Genomic DNA, 20,199 nt, shown 5'->3' with positions numbered 1-20,199 from the left:
GAGTTCCTCAAAGTTCGATTAAACCCGGATGTGCAAGACTGCGGGAGCATATGTAGCAGGAAGATGTAGTACCCAAGCCGAGGCCAGCTTTCTATCCATACACTTGCGAAGAGAAGTGCACAAGCGTCAGAGAATCGCGTCTTCCGGTGTGGTGGAGTTGTCCTCGAAATGTCTCACGCCCTGCCGCTCGCAGATTCTCCACGCGGTTCGAAACGGGCGACAGTGTATTGGGGTGACCGATCCAACGACAGATATGCGGTACATGACGCTCACCTTTCCACGGACGCCGTCGTCGGAGACCGATGACGCGCTGGTTCCCGGGTTCGATGTCGATTACGGCACGCTATGTAACATGAACTACCTCCACGACGAGACGCTCGTTCAACTCTGTCGGCTGGAGGCGTCCCGCGACAGCGTCGCCGCCGACCTCGAATCGTGGGACGACGTCATCTCCTACGATGTCTTCGACGCCGGGAACGGAAATCTGTACGTCTTCGTGCACTCGCACCCGACACCGGAACTGGCCGAGTTACTGCGGATCGTCGAACGCCATCGGCTGCTCGTCGAGCTACCAATCGAACTCGAAGCCGAGAGCGTGACAGTCCGCATCGCAGGTGCGTCTGCGGGGCTTCACGACGCGATGGACGACCTCCCCGCCGACGCCGCGGCTGACGTCCGTATCGAGCAGTTGGGCACGTACGACCCGGAGATTGACGCCGCCCGATCCATCCTGACCAACCGCCAGCAAACCGTTCTCGATGCTGCCGTCGACGTGGGATATTACGCGACGCCACGCACCGCCACCATCGAGGATGTCGCGGCCGCGGCGGACTGCGCCGAGAGCACCGCATCGGAGCATCTCCGCAAGATTGAGGCTCGCCTGCTCCCTCGCCTGACTTAAATGACCAGTTTTCGCTGGCAGTAGGCCGATAGGCCCCGGGCGCGTCCCTCCTAACACAAATGGCAACGACGGATCACACCGACACGCCGTCTGGACCGACCGGCTACCCGCTCGTAGGAAACACCCTCCAGTTCGCTCGCGACAGACTCGGATTCGTCACCGACACCGCGACCCAGTACGGGCCGATAGCGTCCTACGAGGTCGCCGGCACGACGATCTATCAGGTGAGCGACCCCGAGCTCGTCGAACAGGTACTCGTCCAGCATAACCAGTCCTACATCAAGGGCGACCTTTTTCAGGAGGCGCTCGGCGACGCGCTCGGCGAGGGGCTGCTCACGAGCGAGGGATCTGCGTGGCGTGAGCAGCACCACCGGATGCAACCCGCCTTCCATCCGGGGATGCTCGAACGGTACTCCAAGCAGATGACCGACGGCGTCGTGCGCCTGCTCGACTCGTGGGCCGATGGCGACACGCGTGACATCCACGAGGACATGATGCACCTCACCGTCGAAATCGCCGCCCAGACGCTCTTCGATGTCGACGTTTCCGAGGAGCAAGGCGATGTCAGCGACGCGCTTGAGGCCGTGATGGATTACGCCGAACGCCCGTATCACCCACCCAGTTGGCTCCCGACGCCGGAGAACCGCCGGTACCAGGCCGCCATCCAGACGCTTAAGGAAATTGCCGACCGCATCGTCGAGAAACACGACGAGGGTGATGGCAACGATATCGTTTCGATCCTGCTCGCGGCACAGGGCGAGGACATCACGCGCGAACGCGTTCGCGACGAGATTATCACGATCCTGCTCGCTGGTCACGAGACGACGGCACTGACGCTGACCTACACTCTACACGCCCTGGGCCGCAATCCCGAGCAGAGCGCCGAGTTGCAGGCCGAACTCGACGACGTCCTCGACGGCCGGACGCCGACGATGGCCGATTTCGACGACCTGCCCTACACCGAACAGGCCATTCAGGAAGGTATGCGTCTCTATCCGCCCGTCTGGGAACTGGTCCGAGAAGCCGCCGAACCCGACGATCTCGGTGGCTACGAGATTTCGACCGGAACGACCGTCTCGATGCACCCGTGGGTGGTCCACCACGACGACAACATCTACGACGACCCCATGACCTTCCGCCCCGAGCGCTGGACCGACGAGTTCGAGAGTTCGCTCCCGACGTTCGGCTACTTCCCCTTCGGCGGCGGCCCACGCCGCTGTATCGGCGACCGCTTCGCCATGCTTGAAGCTCGCCTCGTCCTGGCGACCATCGCGCAGGAGTGGACCGTCGACCCCCGCGACGACCTCTCCTTTGCCCCCTCGATTACCCTCCGCCCCGACGGGCCTGTCGAGATGACCGTCCGCCGTCGCGACTGATTCACCGGCTCTCTTTCTATTGGCGTGGGCGCAAACCCACGACTCCCCGATACAAGAGAGCAGGATCCAATAGGATTTCTCGTGTTCTTTCTGCTCAATGTAGCCTTTCCAGCCGTGGCCCAGCCGATTCACGTCGTAGATGACTGTCGAGCGGAAGGAGGCCACGCGGTCGGTCCCAGGCGCGGGGGCGACGAGCACCCCGATGTCGACCTGTAAATCGACCGCACCCTCACACTCGGCCGCCACCAGTTCGGGTGTCTTCTGTCGTCTCGGTCGGGACCCACTCATTCGGATTACCAATATCTGGGAGCACAGTAATGGCCTGTGTCGAGACCAAACGCGAATACTGGGCGCGTCGCACGTGTCGAGCCCCCTCTCACCCGAATCCGTTGCTCCCTTCGCGCACGTGTACTCCGCCATCAGCGTCGTGAGCTGGCCCTCGGTCGTACCGAAGTCCGAACTGGTCGTCCCACGAGCCGATGCCGTGGCTGCTGTAGTCGTCAAGCGTGGCACCCGAATGCTGTATGTGCTGTATCCACTCTCTAACTAAAGCAATTTGTGCAGATGATCGGCTCATGATTACCATACCTATCCCTTTCTTTAGACGGTCAATCACCGAACTTTGGAGTCTCTTTACAGACTCCAAAGTTGAGTGGCTGTAACGGATGGTTTGTATATAAATAAAGGTCGATCACGTGGCGCAAAATCTAGATTCCAAAGTTCGCGCAAAAGTGTGGCTCACTCCCGACCAGGTCGACGATCTCCGGTCGGCGTGTTACTCGACTGGTGCCGACTACCTGCAGCAGCGTAATGAGGCGATCATTGCTCTCATGTACGACCCCGGGCTTCGAGTTGGCGAGTTGGTCGCGGTCGACGTAGATATGCTCAGAGAGGGTAACAGCACACTGTATGTGCCGATAGAGATACAGAAGGACTACCCGAACGACAACGAGCCCGCACCGGCGACGTTAGAGCTGTCGGCTGACGTGTCGCGGCTGCTGTCGTCGTATCTGAACAGTAGGTGGAAAGATTCGCCGGCGTTGTTCCCCTCACGGTCGAGCGACCGGATCACTACCCAGGGTGTCCGCGACGCGATCTCGAAGGTTACCGAAGAGGCAGATGTTGAGCCGTATCTGGTCGACGGTACTCGTGGTGAACCGGGCGACGTGACGCCGCACGCACTTCGTCATAGTGTTGCCTACCGGATGATGAACGCCGAGGAGGGGAACACTCTCTATGACGTTCGAAACCGCCTGCGGAACCGGAGTATCCAGACGACCGAGCAAGTCTACGACCACATCATTCGAGTATGACTGAAGAAGACGATGTCGACCCCAAGAAACCACGTCCCCAGGGTCATTACCCCCGGTTCAGGGACAACGAATGGCACTACGTCCCCGACGAACTTGCCCAGACAATCTCGTTGGGTCCTGGAGGCAACGGCGAGGAGGGGCAAGATTGGATATTGACATACTGCCCGGAGAAACGAGATCCAGATGACCGAGAGAAAGTTCTCGTCCGGCTGACGCCCCGTTCGCTCCACGAGCTCTACATCGAGGTGAAGGATCTTGATGCCGAGACCCGACAGATGGGGCACCGCGCCGAGTGCGATCTCTGCGGAGAGATGGTCGATCTCAATCGGGCGATTCCAAACGCCCGTGGCGAAGCGTGTCACAAGCGCTGCTGGGCTGAATACACCGGTGCGCCGGACTGGTTTACTGTGTATTGAGCACTACGAGGTTTGCAGTCTCTCCTACCGCCTGCAGTGTGACGGGAGTTGCGTGCAGTCTGTGTCCAGCACAAGCGGGTGAGTTACAACCTCTGCATATCATTCTCTCGATAGTCGATATAGTTCCTTATCGTCTGATATACTATATATTCACTACATTAATTTAATCAATTAATCATTTTTAAATTAGTGTAACTCAAGATAGGATACTCATATAAATTATATTTATTGGGAAATGTAGATCATCGAATTACTATTTGGGTGACTGATATCCCAGGTACTTGTTAAGATTGAAACTGTTCAATATTGAGTGATTTAGCATCTATTTCCTTTTGGTTTATTCTGTTTCCTTTTTGTATCTCGTTCAGTAAACCCATCTTACAATGATATGATCAACTCAGAGACAATATCGGACAATAACTTTTGCTCTGGTGAACGCAAGACAGCGCCGATATTAGCATATTGAAGGACTTTGCGACACGATCAATAGATTGTAAAACCCTCGACGGAACTAAATCATCTACTTCGATTCCTCATTAATGATTTCGTCTGCCAGCGATTCTATTTTTTCAATTACAAATTCCGACAACGACGTTCGGTTCTGATGGCAGTAGTCCATTATTGCTTGTTTTTTGTCTGGCTCCAGACGAACGGGCACTCGTGGCACTGACAAGTATTGGCTGTGGTGACTCCCTAACAGGACTTGTCTGCGGAGCGTATCCAAATCAGCGTGTGGATTCTCGAGTGCTAATTCCACAAACTCCATCGCGTCAGTCGCAAGGTCGAACTCGACGGCTTGGGCTGCAATGGCAACAATCCGAGAGCGAGATACTGCGGACTGGCCGCGGGCGATCTGTGCAGCTACTGTCCACCACAGACCGCAGTATTGTCGCACGTCATCATTGTAGTTGCGTACCATCGCCCACTCCTGTGTACTGCCTTCTGGCCCGTTTTTCAGTAGTGGATGCAGCTCGCTGGGCAACGACATGACGTCCAGATATCGACGCACTGTTGGTGGCGAATGAATCGTCTGGGCAGCCACTCGCTCGATCAGCGCGCTTCGGGAGTCTGCATCGAACTGCTCAGCGAGTGACTGACAGTAGTTGGCCCACTCATAGGTCGACCACTCACGAACGATACTGGCCGTCTCAGTTGCCTTTAGTGCGTCCAACGCAGTCTCGTACACCTTGACTGGGAGACGCTCCCAGCCACAGTCAGTCGCGGCCTGGTATCGCTGCCAGCCGTCCGTGATATGATACACCTCTCGTTGGGGATCCGGACGAACGATCAACGGTCGATCCAACCCATCACGGCTAATCGATTTTTGGAGTGAGTCTTTAGGCCGAACCCGACGTGGGTTGTGCTCACCGTGAACCAATTTGTCGACCGAAATTAGCTTATCGAAGGTCGACGGGAGCTTCTCTTTGTCGACCTCAGACCCATCTCGTGTTTCGACCATACTCAGACCCACCCCTCTTCGTCGGCCAGCTGTTCGAGACGTTCTTCGTAGAGGCTCCGTACCAGTTCACTATGTGTGTTGATCCCCCGACTTCGCATCGCCTGGACGTGCCACCGGCTGTGGCGTTGAGTTTCTGGACCCATGACATCCACTCGTTTGAACGGCCGCGCTGGTTCGACTTCCTCGTACAGCTCTCTGGCCTCCTCGGAATGCTGTTGTAATGTCTCGGAAAACGCTTCGCGTTGGTCCACCGGTGAGGACTCCGAGAGTTCTGCGCTCGCTTCACGACGGAACTGCCGTAGCGTCTGTCGAAGTTCGTTCTCGGACATCTCGTTGAACTGGAGCGACCCCACAGTCTCTAAAACAGCATCAGTTGGATCAACCGAATCCGTCTCCAGGACTGATCCCAATGTCTCGTGGAGTGCAACCACCTCGCGTGAGGTTCCTGATTTTCCTTCGCCACTTCCCAGCTTGCTCTGGGTATCGACCCCGTAGTTATCCAACGCCATCCGCTCTTGTGCCGACCGATTCTCTGGATCCTTGAACAATGACTGGAGGATCGGCGGTAGCGCGGCTGTTTCGAGATGCTCGGTGACGACCTTGACAGCGTTGTCACCGTCGTTGCCGCGGAACCGCCGGGCGAGATATTCGAGTGCTTCTCGCTCGGTTTCGAATCGCTGTTGGTCACCTCCACTCGTGTTAGTCTCTGATTCCGATGTATTCTCGTCCGAATGAAGATCATCCCGCGGGCGAACCAACTCGTAGATGAGTTTGAGTTGCTGGGCGATCTCTTGTTCGGAGAGTTCTCTTCGGTCCGTATTCTCCGTCAGCGATGTCCACGCTGCGTCAAGATCATTCGCCTCGAACACCTTGCACGGGATGGTCTCGTAGCCAGCCTCCATTGCTGCATGATATCGCCGCGAGCCTGCGATGATGGCGTATTCGGCTTGCTCGGTCGAGTGCTCACCCTGCTGGCTTGTCTCGACGCTGTCGTCACTATCAGTGTCTGTCTCTGTGTTTGTAGTTACCCCCAGATCGACACTGAGATCAACATCGTCGAGCGGCCGCACGATGATATCGTGGAACAAGCCATCATCGCCAATTGATTCTGCTAATCGTTGGTCGAGTTCATCACCGCTCCAGGCGCGCTCTCTGGACTGCATCGGATCGAGCGTTAACGCCTCAACGGGCAGTTCGGCGCGTCGTATCATGACTCGTCGGCCTCCTCCGAGCCAGCCATGTCCTGGATGATCTGTTGCCAGCCAACCTGTTCGAGGCTGATTGCAACATCATCGCTCCCGTTATTGTCAATCATCACTTCGGCGAGGAAGCTCTCAGTGTCCGTCGAGACTTTCTGTTGAACGTCAGCAACTGCTGTGTCGTACTGCTCGTAGACGGTGAGCTCATCGCCAACAATAACAAAGAATCCCTCATCGGCCTCCGGGTCTACACTGAACTGGACACCATCCATTAGTTGTCACCTCCCGTCGACGAAGACTCCAAGCGGTCCGCAAGCGTGTCGACTTCGTCCTCGGCGAGTTCGAGGATCGTATCGTCAACAACACGATACGGTTTGAGCGTGCCGTATGAATCGGGCAGGATGTGTTTGTTGATTCGAATCGCCAGCCGTTCGGGAGATCGCGGGCGGATGTCCTCTGGTCCACGCCAGCTCAAATACCGACCATCCGACTGCTGGGTGAACTTTGTCTTTGTCTCAACGACTGAGCGCAAGTTCAAGTTCTGGATGTTGAACCCGAGTTCGTTGTAGAGTCCACGCTCACTGTTGAGTCGACGTGTCTTGTCTCGCAGTGGTTCCTCAGCTGGATCGGCGACAAACTGCAGGTCAAACTCCGACGTTTGGGCGGGTGTGACTTCTCTAAGCCGGTCCTCGGTGATTCGAGTCGTCACTGATGTGACCGCGAGATCCGGTTCGACAGTGTGTGATTCGACATCCAGGATAGCGTTGACGTGATTGAGGATCGATTCTTGAGCCCCCTCGTCGAGTGGATTCGATACGCCAGTTCCATCCGAATTCTGGAGTTGGGTGTAGTCGAACGTGAGTCGGTGCTTCGTCTCCTGTTCGCGGATGAAGCCGTATGCTGCAAGTTCGTCGATGATCGTCTGGTTCGTTGTTGTGACGCTCCCGTGAGCGTTGAGTTGGATGATGTTCTCGCCGAAGGCATCCAGGATAGCTCGACAGGAGTTTGTGAGCAGCGACGGAATCTGCGCAATTTTCGCCGGTGCGTCGACCGTCTGTGGCGTCGAACTCACAGGTCCACACCCCGTTTGCGAGAGGTAATCGGTAGTCTGTGCTGTCTGTCTATGCCGGAATTCTCAAGTCCGGCTGCTTTGTCTGTCAACATGCTTCGCTTGTATCGAAGCACGGTCGAGCGTGTGTCAGCACGCTCCGGCCATTTCTGGACGGAATCCCGCGCTCCTTACAAACACGTTATTCCCCCACCTACTTAATAGTTACTTTGTAACATATAATGTAACTTGCAATGAAACAGAGTTTATGAATACATCCGAAACGGTAAGTGTAATATAATCGTAGGAGGGTGCAAGATGGTCAACGAATCATTCGAGCCTAATAAACGTCAAGAGGCGATTCTCAATGTTCTCAAAGAAGGTAGAGAAACAGGTGAGCCATGGGGTTATGCCAATCCAAAACGGCTTGAAGAAAAATTAAATATTCGAAAACAATATATAAATCGTGCACTTAAAGGATTAGTTGATGCAGGGTGGGTAGAGAAAGAAAACCGTGGACTCTATCGATTTGTAGCAGACCCCCGTGAGTAATTCTTCATATCTAGCATAATGCGACACACGTCTATGTCTTATGACGCTGATCCGAATGTTATCAAGAGATTCGGTACATGGGTCGACTTCAACCGATAATCGAGGCGTATCGACTGAAGTAATTGATTTCTCCAGTTGGATTGAGATTCACAGATTGCGATCTAGCCAATCAAGGAACTTATCGAAATCTTTCATCCCAGCCTGCTTTCCAATGCCTTTGAGTGTACCGTGTCGGAGCTCATTATGGTCTGGTACGGGGACAGTGCGCGCATCAGCGTCATGGCCTTCGGGCGGGTCCCAACGAAGTATGTAGTGATCGCCCCGTATCCAGTCTATATAAAAAGGAACGTTATTCATCAACACCTTCCGGACGTCTTCACCCGAATACGTCCGGCGTACGATCAACTAAGAAAAATCGAAGATTTCTGAATCTGGTTCCGGTTCGCCAGAAACGTTACGCTCGGGATCTACACCTGCCTCACGAAGGTCTTCATCAGTGGGTGTTCGTCCCTCACCGTGGTAACCGCTCAGAGCCTCATCGAGGTTCTCTAGCGCCTCGCCTCGATCCTCGCCCTGGCTGACGACTCCAGTCACAGTATCTTTGGCGATCCACCAACCGTCGTCTTTTGTGAGTGTAATCATTGGGTCGACGGTGGTACTCATTCTTGGCAGTTGGGCCACAGCACGTATAAAAATTTAGCTCAGAGGAAGATCTGGACGATAGGCTACCTTATTGAACTATGTGTTCTAGCTCATATCGATCGGTATCGCCAAGTGGTATTGGGATACACGTAGGCTGGCTCCAAGTTCATGCCAAACGCCTGATTCTCAGAACCGATCCGACTCACTTCTTGCCGATCCAGCGTAATTTTCGGGATTCCCTTCTGTAGTGACGTTCGTCTCTGTCGACGAAGGATGCTCGGTCGATGCTTTGGGAATGGAGTACCCATTCCCAGCGACCAATCCGATCTGATGAATGCGGTCGAAAGTCAGGAACAACCCCATGCGAGTCGAATGCCCATGAGAATGAACCCAACGCGGGGTTTGCTCTCCTCTGTGCGGGGATTCAACAGTATCGACGATCCGCACATCGATCTCTTCGTAGATGGTCGTGTGGGAGTGTTTACCCTGCCGCTCTTCGACGTCGTTGATGACACTGAACGGTCGACACGTAAAGTCGAGACCGAGGCGGTTGGCTACGTCATTGGCCTCTACTACGGGCTGGACACCAGCTGGCCAGCATTCTACTCGGTTGCGTAGGAGTCGGATGACCTCGAAATCGTTCGTAACCAGGTGGTCGTCGTCGAGAAAGTCGACGTCATCGATGGGTTATGTACCTGTTCCGACTGGCAACAGCGCTCACCCGAGGGTGGCTGTAAACACCTGTGTCGCGTCGATTACAAAATCAAACGGAGCCGTGCTCCCCGACCAGACGGTCGACATCCAACACCGTAGGGTGGCGTTTAGACTACTCCACGGGACGGACTATGTCGCCATCTCTATGGACCCGGTCGAATTTAGAAAGATATGCGATCCGATCGTAAACCTCGTCGGTGTCTAGCTCCAGTTCGACAATCAGATCGTCGACGGTCATCGGTTCGTCGAGTGCCTGGAGGATTTCAAGCCCCCGGTAGTACCTATTCGTGAGCTCCTGAACGCGGGCCTCGACTGGCGTGGTCACTCCGTACCGCTCCTCGAGTTCGATTAGGGCTTCGTTCGCGAACGTGGCAAACTGATCGTCACCCAGGCGTTCGATCTGGGCTTCGAGTTCATCCTGGACGACACCATAGTCGAGGCCAGCCTGTACGAGCATATTCATGTCCTCGATATCGTCGTGGCGGCCAGCGATCGCCTTGAACAGGAAGATATCCTCGTTGCTGACTAGCCGAACCGTCAATCGGTCCGTGTCGAGGAACGGCTCGCTGCGTCCTTGCATCCCGTCGGTGAGTACGAGTTTGTTCGCGACCTGCTGGTTGAAGATGTCGAGGCGACACCCGTCGTCATTCTCGACGCAGCTCGTCGCCCCCAGCGCCCGGTAATCTGGATCCAACGACTGGACTTCCGTATATCCGAGGTCCATTAGGACGGCCCACAGCTGACCGTACGCGTCGCCATCTGGAACGACCAGGTCGATGTCTTTCGTCGCTCCCTTGAGGTCGCGCAGCGACATCGCACCACCACCGATCAGGTAAACCGTGAGCGGTTCAGATAGTCCGTCCCCGATTCGCTGGAATTCGTCCTCGATGTACCTGCGTCCGAATGTTGGTCTCATTGTTGCAGTGGCACCTCGTAGTCAGCCGCCAGCTCCTGGAACTCGTCCCACTCCGGGAGCCGGTCATCGTCGAGCTCGCCGTGCGTCTCGAGGTAGCGCAGCAAGGCGTCAATTTCGTCTTCGAGGCCATACTTCGCCGCCTGCTCTCGGAGATTCTCCTCGTCGACGTCGACGTGGCTGAGCAGGAGGAGACAGTACGATCGGTGGCGGCTACCGTCGTCGATCAAGAGGGTATGACAACACAGGTCCTCCGGAGAGACGGAATCGAGTTCTTCGGAGTAGACATAGTAGCGGTGGCCGGTGAGTAGGAACTGGAGGTCGAAGGCTGCGAATCGAGCGAGGCCGGTTTCGTGGAACGCTTCTGCGTCGACCTCCGTCTCGGTCTGCGCCAGGAATTCGTCGTAGTCCTCCCAGAGAATCGAGCCTTTTGGGGAGACGGCTTCGAGGCGCTGGCGATGCAGATGGTGTGCGAGTGCCCGGGCGAACTCGTGGAGGCGGTCGAAGTCGGCGTTGAACTCGTAGTGACCGTCGACGGTCCCGACGAGACCACGGTCGCGAAACCGCTTGAGGATGCGGTTAACCGTGTTGCGGTAATTATTGCTCCGGTCGGCAATCTCGGAGACAGTTCGCGGCTGGTCAAGGTAGTACAGCACCTCAAGTGCCTTGCCGGTCAGCAGTTCGGGGAAGTCGATATGGGAGTGCTGGCGGACGAGGTCCTGGTAGAGTTCGACGGCGCGAGCATCAGACGGGAAGACTCGTTTTTGCCGGCCGTCGCGTTCCGTGTAGATGAGTCCCTTTTCGGTGAGGCCACCGACGGCACGGGAGAGGTAGCTCTCGCTGTGGTCGAGCTTCGTCGCGAGTTCGGAGATCGTGTCGCCGCGGTCGACCGTGGCGAGGACCTCGAGTTCGATGCGCCGGAGCACGGTGTAACATAGTACGAAACTCATATATAAAGAAGTTTCGATTAGTGTTACAGTCAGCAGGCGCGAGAGCCGTCTCCATCTTCTTAACCAACAAACCTATGCATTTGTGGGCCGTGTTGGTTAACACGAGAGTAGCCGATGTCCTACGAATCCCCGACCCCACCGTCGAACCTCCCGACAGAGATCGTCAACACGCTCAACGAGTCGTCTCCGGAGCAGCTCCGAAACGTTACGACGTACGCTGAAGCGCTCGCCGATCACAAGGAACGAGAGGCTCGTCTTGAGGAGTCGGCAAATCAAGAAGAGGTCGAAGAGCGACCAGACGATCTTCCGGATGACGTCCCGGCCAAAGCAACGATCACGATCAAGAAGATCAACGATAATCGCTATTACTACTGGCAGTGGCGGGAGGGGGAAAAGATTCGTTCTCAGTACAAGGGTCCGGTCAACCCGGACGAGTAAACCTCGATGATGGGGGACACCCACCCCACGTTTCCGTCGTAACTGGATGTGGGTGGAGGAGTGACGCTGATTTCGAAGGAACTACACCCCCGGGTTTCCGTCGTTTCTCCACGACGGCGTAGGGAGAGGCTACGATAGTTCTATGGAGCTACTAATTGTGTTGATCTAGAACCAATCTTGAGATGAACTAACTTCTGCAACACATAGATTAAAGTAGTATAGCTGATAAACGCTCATTAAGTGTACTTCAACTAGGTTAGAGACGAAGTACTTCGCCTCCTCAGATGAAACAATCCTTTCCAGCAGCTTCTATAGACGGCCAAATTTGGACGGCTAGGCCACTCTCGTCTCTGGTAACTCATCGTGGACGTCTTCTTCGAGTCCCCTCCCCACCTGTTCAGTGATTACGACGGAAATGTGGGGTGTGTGGGTTCGGGATTCTACATCGAGACGACGCTTCCGTCTACGGGTTTCCCATCTCACGTCGGAAACGCGGCTATATTGTCAGCATTCCAATTCCACCGAATTACGGCATTTTACCGTCGATATCGGACAAGGAACGTCGGAAACGTGGGGTGGCGTTCTCCACTAGATTTATACTCCCTCCGCTCACACCGTGTGATATTCAATGACGCCCGACTCTTCACCCGGTTCTGTCGACGATCCACTCTTTGAATCCGGGCATCGCATCTTCGCGAACAAGGATCTCCTGAAAATCGGCCACGTTCCGGAGGCTGACCGGATCGTCGGTCGCGACGAGGAAATATCGAAGCTCGCGAAACGTCTCAACGGTGCTGTCCATGGGTATTCCCCGGAAAACGTGATGATCTACGGGAAAACGGGGACCGGTAAATCTCTCGTTTCAAAACACGTCTGTCAACGAGCTCAAAATGCTGCTCAGAATGGCGTCGAGATTGGAACTGCGTATATCGACTGTGCTGAAGACAACACGGAGACTCAGGCGATCTCCTCACTTGCCACAAAGCTGAACGATGATTCTTTGACTGGAATCTCCGTCCCCTATACCGGCCTCAGTACGTCGAAATACTACAAACTCCTCTGGAAGACGCTCGACGCCCAATTCGATTCTGTGATTATCATCCTCGACGAGATAGATCTGATGAACGACGACAGCGTGTTGATGAAGCTCTCGCGCGCTGAGGAGGCGGGGAAAATCGACTGTAGCGTCGGTGTCATCGCGATCAGCAACAAGATCCAGTACGTCGACAACGTGAACGAGCGCGTGAAAAGCAGCTTCCAGCACAAGGAGCTATTCTTCAAGCCATACGACGCCAACCAGCTCCGGGAGATCATGTTCAATCGCGAGGATGGTTTTCAGGACGGCGTCCTTTCCGAGGACGTGATTCCGCTCTCGGCGGCCTTCGCCGCGCAGGAACACGGCGATGCTCGGAAAGCGATCGACATTCTTCGTCACGCCGGGGAGGTTGCCTACGAGGCCGGGGCAGAGCAAGTGATGGAGGAACACGTCCGCCAGGCACAGCAGCACGCCGAAAAGGACCGGTTCAGAGAACTCGTGAACGGCGCACCCACGCAGGCGAAGGCGGCGTTGCTGGCGCTCACGGAGCTGAGTGTTAACAGCAACGACGATGCGTTCCTCACGAGCCGGGTGTACGACCAGTACGAACGCATCTGCAACCATCTCGATATGGATATTCTCTCCGTTCGTCGGTTCCGCGACATTCTGAAAGAGCAAGGCTTCCTCGGGGTTGTCGAAATCGAGAAGATCAACAAGGGGAGTGCGGGCGGCATCCACCTCCAGAACCGACTCATCGAAGATCCCCAGGTCGTCCGCGAAACGATCCTCGAGGACAGCCGGATGCAGGACTGGACTCGCGAGTAGTGACCCCCTACTACTGAGTAGGTGCGGACGACGGAAATCTGGGGTGGGGCGTGGGGAAACGACGGAAACGAGGGGGGTCGAAAATTACGTCGGAAACGTGGGGTTGGATCGAAACGACGGAAACCAGGGGTGGGATCCACTACGGCAGTTCGTTGGTGGCTCCGAACGAGCTCAACGGCGTCCCTATCACCGGAGAGCTCTCGACGACTGTCGGATCGGTCCCACCCGAGCGGTGAAAGCACGCTCTCGACCGCTCTGACCAGCTGCGTTTCGTAGTACGAAGCGTCGTAGGACTCGATCTCCTCGTGGGCGAGGGCGACACGGTCTCGCGAGGATTTCTTGTCGCCCTCGACTACGTACTTCCTATCTTGGCTCGGGTGGGCTATCACGCCCTGCCCGCGAACCCGTTTCAAGGCCGGTATGGTCTGGACACATTAATCTCAATAATGTAGGTGGTTTCGCATCTAGAGAACACTTGCAGGGTGGTGTGTGACCTCCTACTTAATCATCGTATTCATCCTACGATTATCGTCTCGTCTTGTCCTGGATGAACACTAAATCACGAAGCCGTTTGAGTGCGAAAATTTTTTGTGATTGCTAGTTTGATTCAGCCGAGAACTGGCTCCAGCGATAGTATTTGGTCAAGACAATTAATTCCGAGAGCACAAGACGCCTTCGTCGATGCATTGCAAGTCCACACAATTGCACTGCTGTCGACGATGGGGTAGTCACCGGGGATGAGATGGATTCTGTACGGAGCGATATAGATCATGACGTCGGTCAGCTGAAACCACCGGTGGGCGTGGGTGAACAGTGAATTGTGGAGATAGACGAGATGGTTGATCAGGACGACGGCCTCACACGTGTTGAGGAGGATCCGTCATTGTTGTCAACGAGACATTTCAGTCGACTTGGTTAGCGGAACTGAAGCTGGTGAGTTCGTTGAGACGAACTTCGAGATCTTCGATTTCGCGTTGGAGCTCAGTCGTTTCGGGTGAATCAGCACCAGCGAGTTGGTCTTTGAGGCCCTGGAGTCGAGATTCCTTGACCTCTTCGTCGACATCGGCCTTACGGACGTACTGACTCTCCTCGATGTCGTAGAGATCGGACTCCGAGAGTTCTGTGACGTCAAGGGCGTCGTCGACTTTAGAGGCGTCGACGGTGGTGACGCGTTCGCGCTCGATGCCTTCGCTTTCGAGTTTTTCGAGGATGGTTTCGTCGTCTTTGAGGGTTCGATTCCGTCGACTAGTGCGTTGGATAGAGCCATATTGACCGTGAACGGGTTGATCGTGATGGAGTCGATCTAGGAGTATTGACCGAACCTCCTGACGTAGCTCGTTAGCATTGCGCTGGACATCCGAACAGAGCGTGTAGAGATTAACCAGCTCGGAGGTCTCCATCGCCGAGAGGTCAGTCGGATCGTATCGTTCGAGGACGTCGATAAGAAGCAACGAGTCGGAGTAGAGCGGCAGATCGGGTTCCTCACGACTTGTCTGTGTTTGGTCGTCGACACTGAGCGGAGCGTCGACAAGCGAGGAGGGCGTTGGTGTCTCAGTGTTTCTCAGAACGCCCTCGCGCTGGTCGACTTCAAAGTGCGGATGGATCGAGAGCATGGTGGCGTAGGGTTCGGCGTCAACCGGAAGGTGATCAAGATCGAAGCCCTGGTGAGCGTCGTCAACACGATCATAGAGCTGCTCGAACTGGGATCGTTTGAGTGGGAGGGTAGTGTTTTGATCACGGTAGGAGATGAGGAGTCGATGTTCTTGGATATCTTCGAGTCTGAATGGCCGATCAGACAGCGGCGTCACGAAAGTGGCGTCGGCTGGAACCTCCTCAAGTTCCTCAAGAATGGAGTGCCAGGTGATTGAGAAGGGCATACTGATAATTTGAATGGGTGGCAGGTGTAAAACTCCAGTGACGAGTCTTCATAATTCTTTACTAGCACTACTTCTGGGGTTTAATCGCGTTCACACCGTCTCAAATACAAATTACGGTAACGTTACAGTAAGCGTACGCAGTCATGCGGTTTACTCACTTTCTTGCTCGTCTAAGCGGTGGTGCAGAAGTCGTGCGAGCTCAGCGTTGGTCAGCTTCTCTTGTCCAATTGCGAGATCCGCCGCGTAATCGATTGCACGTGCCATTGAATCCACTTCGTGTTCGATCATCACTGTGGATAGCTTCGTTGCTGTCTCGGTACTGATCGTCACTGTTGTGTAGCCATCTGGTGGCATATTCGACAGACAGCGTGTGGTTACTGTAAGCTTACCGTAATTACACCAAGGAACGGTTGTTAGCAGAATAAACCCCAGAAGTAGTGCTAGGAAACAGAATTATTTTACTGGAGTGAATATTATCAGACGCGCTTCGCTGTGGAGGGCAGAAGCGCACTGGGGGCACCCGTTGACGGTGAGCATTGTCTCACCTTTGTGGGTTCTATTCCCACTCCCTTTGACAAGAGGTATCCCAAGGATTGCATCACAGTCCACAAACCACCGGGAGGAGAGGTTGTGAATGATCAGAGACTTTTATCAGGAATACTTTCATTGTGGATTGTAAGATGTTCGCACGACTCGGGTGGTTACTCGGTCGACAGGAGACAGAGACGCTCTACGAATGTCGACGCTGCGGGTCGACGTTCGAGACCGACCAGAGTGTTTGTTCATTCTGCGATTGTGTGTCGATTGCTCGCTACGATTTCGAGTAGTAGTCTCCGAACTACGAATCCAGACCACAACACGCAATAGATGGCGGTAGAGACCCTCGATACGTAACTCCTCATGGACATCTCCGAAGATCTGACCTGTCTGTTTTCATCGACCGTCGACGAACAGAGCGATTCGTACGTCATTGAAGTCCCGAAAGCTGAGGTTGAACAGGGGTTCGTAGACGCCTCGCGGGTTCACAAAATCGCACTGTTGTCGACGGCGACGGGCCCATCAGCGGATGAGTCGGACTCTACACGTAGTGATACAGATCGCACTGTCGACCAGCAGGGCCCACCGGTGAGCGTCGGTGACCAACGGGTTGTGGAGATAGATGAGATCGGTGACCAGGGTGACGGCCTCACACGTGTCGAGCGTGGATTCGTCGTGATTGTCCCCGAGACCGAGGTAGGCGAACGCGTGCGGATACAGATTCGACACGTCAGAGAGACCGTCGCATTCGCAGATGTCGTCGAGCGATTCAGATACTGATTTTTCTCAGTAGCTAGTTGCTGGCGGCTCTGTTGACTTGATGGAAACGCTGCTATCCTAAGAGAGCGTGAAACAAGATATGGGGCGCAAGAGACCGACGGATTTCACGTGCCGTAGAGCACGTTCTGTTGACTGGTCCGTGTGCGAAAGAAGTCGAGTCATGGGCATTACAGCCCGGATGCCGCGCCGCGCGGCATCCGGGAAAGCCCGAATAGGTGAATCTCTGCTTCACGCACTGGCGTCCTGGGTGAACAAACCATGTACCTCGGAATTGATGTCCACAAACAGTACGCACAGGTGGCAGTAATGGATGAGGCTGGCGAGATTGCCGAAGAGGTTCGCGTCGGAGTGGTTGGCGTAACCTTTGAACGGACTGATGTCTGCAACAGGCCAGCGGATACTGATCGCTCAATGGACGAGAACTCAAGCATTCAAACGTGGTGCAGACCACTCAGAACGCGAACCTCGACGAACTCGCTCAGCAATACGCTGGCTCGCAAGCCGCGATTGAAGCGACCAGCAATTACTACCACATCCACGATACGCTGTCCGAACACTTGGATGTGGCTGTCGCTCATCCAAAGGAACTTACGCAGATCGCAAACTCCGACAAGAAAACCGATCGCGTCGACGCCAAAGAGCTTGCGCGGATGGTTCGGTTAAATTCGGTCCCAGAAAGCTACGTTCCAACTCCCGAAATCAGGGAAGCCCGCGCACTCGTGCGCGGGCGACAAACACTGGTCGAAAACCGTACCAAGTATGCCAATAAGATCCACAGTCTCCTCTCAGATCACGGCATCACAGAGAATGTGAAACCGTTGGGTGTCAAGGGACGAGAGTTCCTGCGGGAACTCTCGTTGCCGACCCCTTGGGACACATTACTGGAGTCGTATCTAGAGCTAATCGAGACACTTACTGAAGAGATTCAGCAAATCGAGAAGGCAATAGAAGAGCGCGCTGGGTCTCAAAAAGAGACCCAGCTGCTGATGACGATCCCGGGAATAAGCTACTACTCAGCGCTGACGATCTACGCTGAACTGGGTGAAATCAGCCGATTCGACGGACATAAGCAAGTCGTTAGCTACGTTGGATTGAATCCGGTGATCCGCGAGTCAGGCGACTCGCGGATCGAAGGAGGCATCTCGAAGCGTGGATCCGGTCGTGTGCGTTGGTTGCTCGTTCAGTCGACTCATACGGCCGTGCATACGTGTAATGATCGATATTTGAGTCGGTTTTACGACCGATTAGCAAGTCGGAAGAACTCACAGAAAGCAGCTGTTGCAACAGCTCGAAAGATGCTGGTGTCGATGTACCATATGCTTGATCGTGAGGAACCATATGACCCGCCTGGTGTAAGTGGATAGACAAGGAGCCAGAGGGCCGCTCAGTAGCGGCCCTCTGTGGCAAGCCGAGGCTACCATGAGCTACAGCCAACGGTAGACCGCTACCGCACCGCAAACTCGTTTCAACCGCCTACCGCCCGTCAGCACCGCAAATCCTGGGAGAGCGTAATCATTTTATCTTTAGCGATGGTTCAGATAGTTAGCAGCGTTTCCATAGGTGAAATCCTTCGAGAGTTATAGATTCAGTCGATAGTGTGAGTGGATGCAGACCCTCCCGAAATCGCAGTTACTCCGCTTTGTCGAGCAAGCATTTCACTTAGCCCAGCGAGCAGTCTCACGATACTCCTCAAAATTCTCGAAACAACGCTACACCCTTCATCAGCACATCGTACTCCTGTGTCTCAAAGTTCGGAAGAACACGACCTATTGAACATTTGTCGACGAACTCATCGAGATGCCCCGCATACGGAGTGCGATCAACCTTCCCGAACTCCCTGCGCCGTCTACACTCTGCAAGGCGTTCGACAGACTCGATATGGCCGTCTGGCGAGTACTTCTCAATCTCTCAGTTTCACTGCTCCCGACTCACGGTATTGCGGGGATCGACGCCTCGGGCTTTGACCGCAGCCACGCCTCGAAGCACTACACAAAACGGGCGAAGTTGACGATTCAGCAACAAAAGATCACTCTCTTAGTCGATACCAGAGCGAATGCTATCCTCGATTTCCACATTACAACGACCCGTAAACACGATACGCGCACTTTCGCTCATCAACCGCAACGCATCTGAAGTCGAGGTTCTGCTTGGAGACAAGGGATATGACGATCAGCAGATTCGGGAGATGGCCTGTGAAAATTCGATTAGTCCTTTGATCAAACACCGTGAGTTCTCATCACTGCAGAAAGCGTGGAACGCCCGGTTGGATACTGAAATCTTCGGCCAACGGAGCCAGAGCGAGACTGTGAACTCGCGTCTCAAGCGAAAATACGGTGCATTTGTCCGTTCACGATACTGATGGAAGCAGTTTCGTGAACTCGCTCTTGCCTGCGTCGTCCACAACCTTGACCGCACTCTCTAAACCAGTCTATATGGTGTAATTAGCCCATAGAGGATATTTTCTCGTTGTTACTCTCCTTATTTTGTTTGAGTTTCCATGCAACGATGAGAAACCATACGCCTGCGAGAGCCTCGCCTACGGACATAATATAGTATGGTTCCGCCTCATACGTCTCACCGAAAGCTATCACGAAAAACAGTCCAGCAATGATGACCGCGAAGGGGTAACCCACCGCTTTTTCTCCAGCGGGCGGGCGGATGATATACATTCCACCGTATGTGGCAATTAAAACGTATATAGCTGTAAATCCTGCTATAATTATGCCTCCAACGAAAGTCATATCGGGTAAGGCCGGGGTCGGGAGTAGAATCACGATACTGAGGAACTGACCGATCCCTGCGCCAAGAATTGTTGAGAGATATATTCGTTTACGTCGCTGGCTATCCAATGGACGTTCCCTATTCGCTCTGAACCCAAGGACAAAAGCGGTTCCTGCTGGAATCAACCAGAACAATAGTGCCGCAATTATTCCGCCCCGGTCATAGAATGGGAGAAACAATTCAGCACCAGCATCAATGAACTGATATAATAGGGTAGCCAAAAATACTGACACGGCGATTCTCTTATTCATATGGAAAATTGCATTCTGTCAACACATATAATTTCGGCTCTGTTCAATGTCAATGCTGAAGGACTTCACCTATGGAAACGCTGCTAACTATCTGAACCATCGCTAAAGATAAAATGATTACGCTCTCCCAGGATTTGCGGTGCTGACGGGCGGTAGGCGGTTGAAACGAGTTTGCGGTGCGGTAGCGGTCT

The 20,199-nt window shown here is 54.4% G+C and carries 22 protein-coding genes and 3 pseudogenes; 12 read left to right on the top strand and 13 right to left on the bottom strand.

The window, feature by feature from the left end:
- Positions 1-253: 253 nt before the first annotated feature.
- Positions 254-901, top strand: a complete 648-nt coding sequence (locus O2S87_RS10305; protein ID WP_475408705.1) for a helix-turn-helix domain-containing protein — start codon at positions 254-256, stop codon at positions 899-901.
- Between the two features lie 59 nt (positions 902-960).
- Positions 961-2,277 carry a cytochrome P450 gene (locus tag O2S87_RS10300; RefSeq protein ID WP_475408704.1) on the top strand — a complete coding sequence of 439 codons (1,317 nt, stop codon included), beginning with the start codon at positions 961-963 and terminating at the stop codon, positions 2,275-2,277.
- A gap of 9 nt (positions 2,278-2,286) precedes the next feature.
- Here O2S87_RS10300 and O2S87_RS10295 read toward each other — a convergent pair.
- A pseudogene (locus O2S87_RS10295) lies at positions 2,287-2,439 on the bottom strand (DUF6293 family protein); the annotation flags it as partial.
- 214 nt (positions 2,440-2,653) lie between these two features.
- Positions 2,654-2,854, bottom strand: a complete 201-nt coding sequence (locus O2S87_RS10290) for a hypothetical protein (RefSeq protein WP_475408703.1) — start codon at positions 2,852-2,854, stop codon at positions 2,654-2,656.
- A 154-nt stretch (positions 2,855-3,008) separates the two neighbouring features.
- Between O2S87_RS10290 and O2S87_RS10285 the strand changes: the two genes are divergently transcribed.
- Together O2S87_RS10285 and O2S87_RS10280 are read left to right on the top strand one after the other, a co-directional pair.
- Positions 3,009-3,590, top strand: a complete 582-nt coding sequence (locus O2S87_RS10285; RefSeq protein ID WP_475408702.1) for a tyrosine-type recombinase/integrase — start codon at positions 3,009-3,011, stop codon at positions 3,588-3,590.
- Positions 3,587-4,006, top strand: a complete 420-nt coding sequence (locus O2S87_RS10280) for a DUF8161 domain-containing protein (protein ID WP_475408701.1) — start codon at positions 3,587-3,589, stop codon at positions 4,004-4,006. The genes O2S87_RS10285 and O2S87_RS10280 overlap by 4 nt, the downstream gene beginning before the upstream one ends.
- 520 nt (positions 4,007-4,526) lie before the next feature.
- Here the strand turns inward: O2S87_RS10280 and O2S87_RS10275 are convergent.
- Genes O2S87_RS10275 through O2S87_RS10260 form a run of 4 tightly spaced genes read right to left on the bottom strand, consistent with a single transcriptional unit; the run spans position 4,527 to position 7,736 of the window.
- A complete protein-coding gene (locus O2S87_RS10275) occupies positions 4,527-5,465 on the bottom strand; it encodes a ParB/RepB/Spo0J family partition protein (RefSeq protein WP_475408700.1) in 939 nt (312 codons plus the stop codon).
- A gap of 2 nt (positions 5,466-5,467) precedes the next feature.
- Positions 5,468-6,676, bottom strand: a complete 1,209-nt coding sequence (locus O2S87_RS10270; RefSeq protein ID WP_475408699.1) for a ParB/RepB/Spo0J family partition protein — start codon at positions 6,674-6,676, stop codon at positions 5,468-5,470.
- Positions 6,673-6,936: a hypothetical protein gene (locus O2S87_RS10265; RefSeq protein WP_475408698.1), complete on the bottom strand. Its 264-nt coding sequence runs from the start codon at positions 6,934-6,936 to the stop codon at positions 6,673-6,675. The genes O2S87_RS10270 and O2S87_RS10265 overlap by 4 nt, the downstream gene beginning before the upstream one ends.
- Positions 6,936-7,736: a hypothetical protein gene (locus O2S87_RS10260; RefSeq protein WP_475408697.1), complete on the bottom strand. Its 801-nt coding sequence runs from the start codon at positions 7,734-7,736 to the stop codon at positions 6,936-6,938. Before O2S87_RS10260 ends, O2S87_RS10265 begins: the two co-directional genes overlap by 1 nt.
- A 294-nt stretch (positions 7,737-8,030) precedes the next feature.
- Here O2S87_RS10260 and O2S87_RS10255 point away from each other — a divergent pair, with 294 nt between their 5' ends.
- Positions 8,031-8,264, top strand: coding sequence for a MarR family transcriptional regulator (locus O2S87_RS10255; protein WP_475408696.1), 234 nt, complete (start codon positions 8,031-8,033; stop codon positions 8,262-8,264).
- A 147-nt stretch (positions 8,265-8,411) separates the two neighbouring features.
- Here the strand turns inward: O2S87_RS10255 and O2S87_RS10250 are convergent, their stop codons facing one another.
- Both O2S87_RS10250 and O2S87_RS10245 read right to left on the bottom strand, forming a co-directional pair.
- Entirely contained in the window at positions 8,412-8,627 is a 216-nt protein-coding gene (locus O2S87_RS10250) for a type II toxin-antitoxin system HicA family toxin (RefSeq protein WP_475408719.1), read from the bottom strand.
- A 42-nt stretch (positions 8,628-8,669) separates the two neighbouring features.
- Positions 8,670-8,927 (bottom strand): type II toxin-antitoxin system HicB family antitoxin, encoded by a 258-nt coding sequence (locus O2S87_RS10245; RefSeq protein ID WP_475408695.1) that lies wholly within the window; start codon positions 8,925-8,927, stop codon positions 8,670-8,672.
- A 393-nt stretch (positions 8,928-9,320) separates the two neighbouring features.
- Between O2S87_RS10245 and O2S87_RS10240 the strand changes: the two genes are divergently transcribed.
- A complete protein-coding gene (locus O2S87_RS10240) occupies positions 9,321-9,524 on the top strand; it encodes a hypothetical protein (RefSeq protein WP_475408694.1) in 204 nt (67 codons plus the stop codon).
- A gap of 208 nt (positions 9,525-9,732) precedes the next feature.
- On the opposite strand, the gene O2S87_RS10235 is transcribed toward O2S87_RS10240, so the two are convergent.
- Together O2S87_RS10235 and O2S87_RS10230 are read right to left on the bottom strand one after the other, a co-directional pair.
- Positions 9,733-10,536, bottom strand: a complete 804-nt coding sequence (locus O2S87_RS10235) for a DUF6036 family nucleotidyltransferase (RefSeq protein WP_475408693.1) — start codon at positions 10,534-10,536, stop codon at positions 9,733-9,735.
- Entirely contained in the window at positions 10,533-11,459 is a 927-nt protein-coding gene (locus O2S87_RS10230; RefSeq protein WP_475408718.1) for a MarR family transcriptional regulator, read from the bottom strand. The genes O2S87_RS10235 and O2S87_RS10230 overlap by 4 nt, the downstream gene beginning before the upstream one ends.
- Before the next feature lie 138 nt (positions 11,460-11,597).
- Here O2S87_RS10230 and O2S87_RS10225 point away from each other — a divergent pair, with 138 nt between their 5' ends.
- Both O2S87_RS10225 and orc4 read left to right on the top strand, forming a co-directional pair.
- A complete protein-coding gene (locus O2S87_RS10225; RefSeq protein ID WP_475408692.1) occupies positions 11,598-11,921 on the top strand; it encodes a DUF6788 family protein in 324 nt (107 codons plus the stop codon).
- Positions 11,922-12,549: 628 nt separating this feature from the next.
- Entirely contained in the window at positions 12,550-13,782 is a 1,233-nt protein-coding gene (gene orc4 / locus O2S87_RS10220) for a DNA replication protein Orc4 (protein ID WP_475408691.1), read from the top strand.
- 902 nt (positions 13,783-14,684) lie between these two features.
- Here orc4 and O2S87_RS10215 read toward each other — a convergent pair.
- Both O2S87_RS10215 and O2S87_RS10210 read right to left on the bottom strand, forming a co-directional pair.
- A complete protein-coding gene (locus O2S87_RS10215; protein ID WP_475408690.1) occupies positions 14,685-15,659 on the bottom strand; it encodes a DUF7983 family protein in 975 nt (324 codons plus the stop codon).
- Between the two features lie 150 nt (positions 15,660-15,809).
- Positions 15,810-16,013, bottom strand: coding sequence for a hypothetical protein (locus tag O2S87_RS10210; RefSeq protein ID WP_475408501.1), 204 nt, complete (start codon positions 16,011-16,013; stop codon positions 15,810-15,812).
- Between the two features lie 326 nt (positions 16,014-16,339).
- On the opposite strand from O2S87_RS10210, the gene O2S87_RS10205 reads away from it, so the two are divergent.
- The 4 genes and pseudogenes from O2S87_RS10205 (at position 16,340) to O2S87_RS10190 (ending at position 19,398) form a co-directional block, all read left to right on the top strand.
- Positions 16,340-16,486 carry a hypothetical protein gene (locus O2S87_RS10205; RefSeq protein ID WP_475408689.1) on the top strand — a complete coding sequence of 49 codons (147 nt, stop codon included), beginning with the start codon at positions 16,340-16,342 and terminating at the stop codon, positions 16,484-16,486.
- Positions 16,487-16,559: 73 nt separating this feature from the next.
- Positions 16,560-16,976, top strand: a complete 417-nt coding sequence (locus O2S87_RS10200; RefSeq protein ID WP_475408688.1) for a TRAM domain-containing protein — start codon at positions 16,560-16,562, stop codon at positions 16,974-16,976.
- Between the two features lie 425 nt (positions 16,977-17,401).
- Positions 17,402-18,340: pseudogene (locus O2S87_RS10195) on the top strand (IS110 family RNA-guided transposase); the annotation flags it as partial.
- 241 nt (positions 18,341-18,581) lie between these two features.
- Positions 18,582-19,398 (top strand): annotated as a pseudogene (locus O2S87_RS10190) (IS5 family transposase).
- A gap of 19 nt (positions 19,399-19,417) precedes the next feature.
- Here the strand turns inward: O2S87_RS10190 and O2S87_RS10185 are convergent.
- Complete coding sequence (locus O2S87_RS10185) at positions 19,418-20,008, bottom strand: hypothetical protein (protein WP_475408687.1); 591 nt, start codon at positions 20,006-20,008, stop codon at positions 19,418-19,420.
- Positions 20,009-20,199 lie beyond the last annotated feature (191 nt).

The organism is Halohasta sp. A2 (assembly GCF_056175805.1).
This window is presented reverse-complemented; position numbering and strand designations above follow the sequence as displayed.

What these genes read in the sequence shown, in the direction of transcription:
- O2S87_RS10305 (WP_475408705.1), top strand. Translation starts at nt 254, where the DNA reads ATGCGGTACATGACGCTCACCTTTCCACGGACGCCGTCGTCGGAGACC.
- O2S87_RS10300 (WP_475408704.1), top strand. Translation starts at nt 961, where the DNA reads ATGGCAACGACGGATCACACCGACACGCCGTCTGGACCGACCGGCTAC.
- O2S87_RS10290 (WP_475408703.1), bottom strand. Translation starts at nt 2,854, where the DNA reads ATGAGCCGATCATCTGCACAAATTGCTTTAGTTAGAGAGTGGATACAG.
- O2S87_RS10280 (WP_475408701.1), top strand. Translation starts at nt 3,587, where the DNA reads ATGACTGAAGAAGACGATGTCGACCCCAAGAAACCACGTCCCCAGGGT.
- O2S87_RS10275 (WP_475408700.1), bottom strand. Translation starts at nt 5,465, where the DNA reads ATGGTCGAAACACGAGATGGGTCTGAGGTCGACAAAGAGAAGCTCCCG.
- O2S87_RS10270 (WP_475408699.1), bottom strand. Translation starts at nt 6,676, where the DNA reads ATGATACGACGCGCCGAACTGCCCGTTGAGGCGTTAACGCTCGATCCG.
- O2S87_RS10265 (WP_475408698.1), bottom strand. Translation starts at nt 6,936, where the DNA reads ATGGATGGTGTCCAGTTCAGTGTAGACCCGGAGGCCGATGAGGGATTC.
- O2S87_RS10255 (WP_475408696.1), top strand. Translation starts at nt 8,031, where the DNA reads ATGGTCAACGAATCATTCGAGCCTAATAAACGTCAAGAGGCGATTCTC.
- O2S87_RS10245 (WP_475408695.1), bottom strand. Translation starts at nt 8,927, where the DNA reads ATGAGTACCACCGTCGACCCAATGATTACACTCACAAAAGACGACGGT.
- O2S87_RS10235 (WP_475408693.1), bottom strand. Translation starts at nt 10,536, where the DNA reads ATGAGACCAACATTCGGACGCAGGTACATCGAGGACGAATTCCAGCGA.
- O2S87_RS10225 (WP_475408692.1), top strand. Translation starts at nt 11,598, where the DNA reads ATGTCCTACGAATCCCCGACCCCACCGTCGAACCTCCCGACAGAGATC.
- orc4 (WP_475408691.1), top strand. Translation starts at nt 12,550, where the DNA reads ATGACGCCCGACTCTTCACCCGGTTCTGTCGACGATCCACTCTTTGAA.
- O2S87_RS10215 (WP_475408690.1), bottom strand. Translation starts at nt 15,659, where the DNA reads ATGCCCTTCTCAATCACCTGGCACTCCATTCTTGAGGAACTTGAGGAG.
- O2S87_RS10210 (WP_475408501.1), bottom strand. Translation starts at nt 16,013, where the DNA reads ATGCCACCAGATGGCTACACAACAGTGACGATCAGTACCGAGACAGCA.
- O2S87_RS10205 (WP_475408689.1), top strand. Translation starts at nt 16,340, where the DNA reads ATGTTCGCACGACTCGGGTGGTTACTCGGTCGACAGGAGACAGAGACG.
- O2S87_RS10200 (WP_475408688.1), top strand. Translation starts at nt 16,560, where the DNA reads ATGGACATCTCCGAAGATCTGACCTGTCTGTTTTCATCGACCGTCGAC.
- O2S87_RS10185 (WP_475408687.1), bottom strand. Translation starts at nt 20,008, where the DNA reads ATGAATAAGAGAATCGCCGTGTCAGTATTTTTGGCTACCCTATTATAT.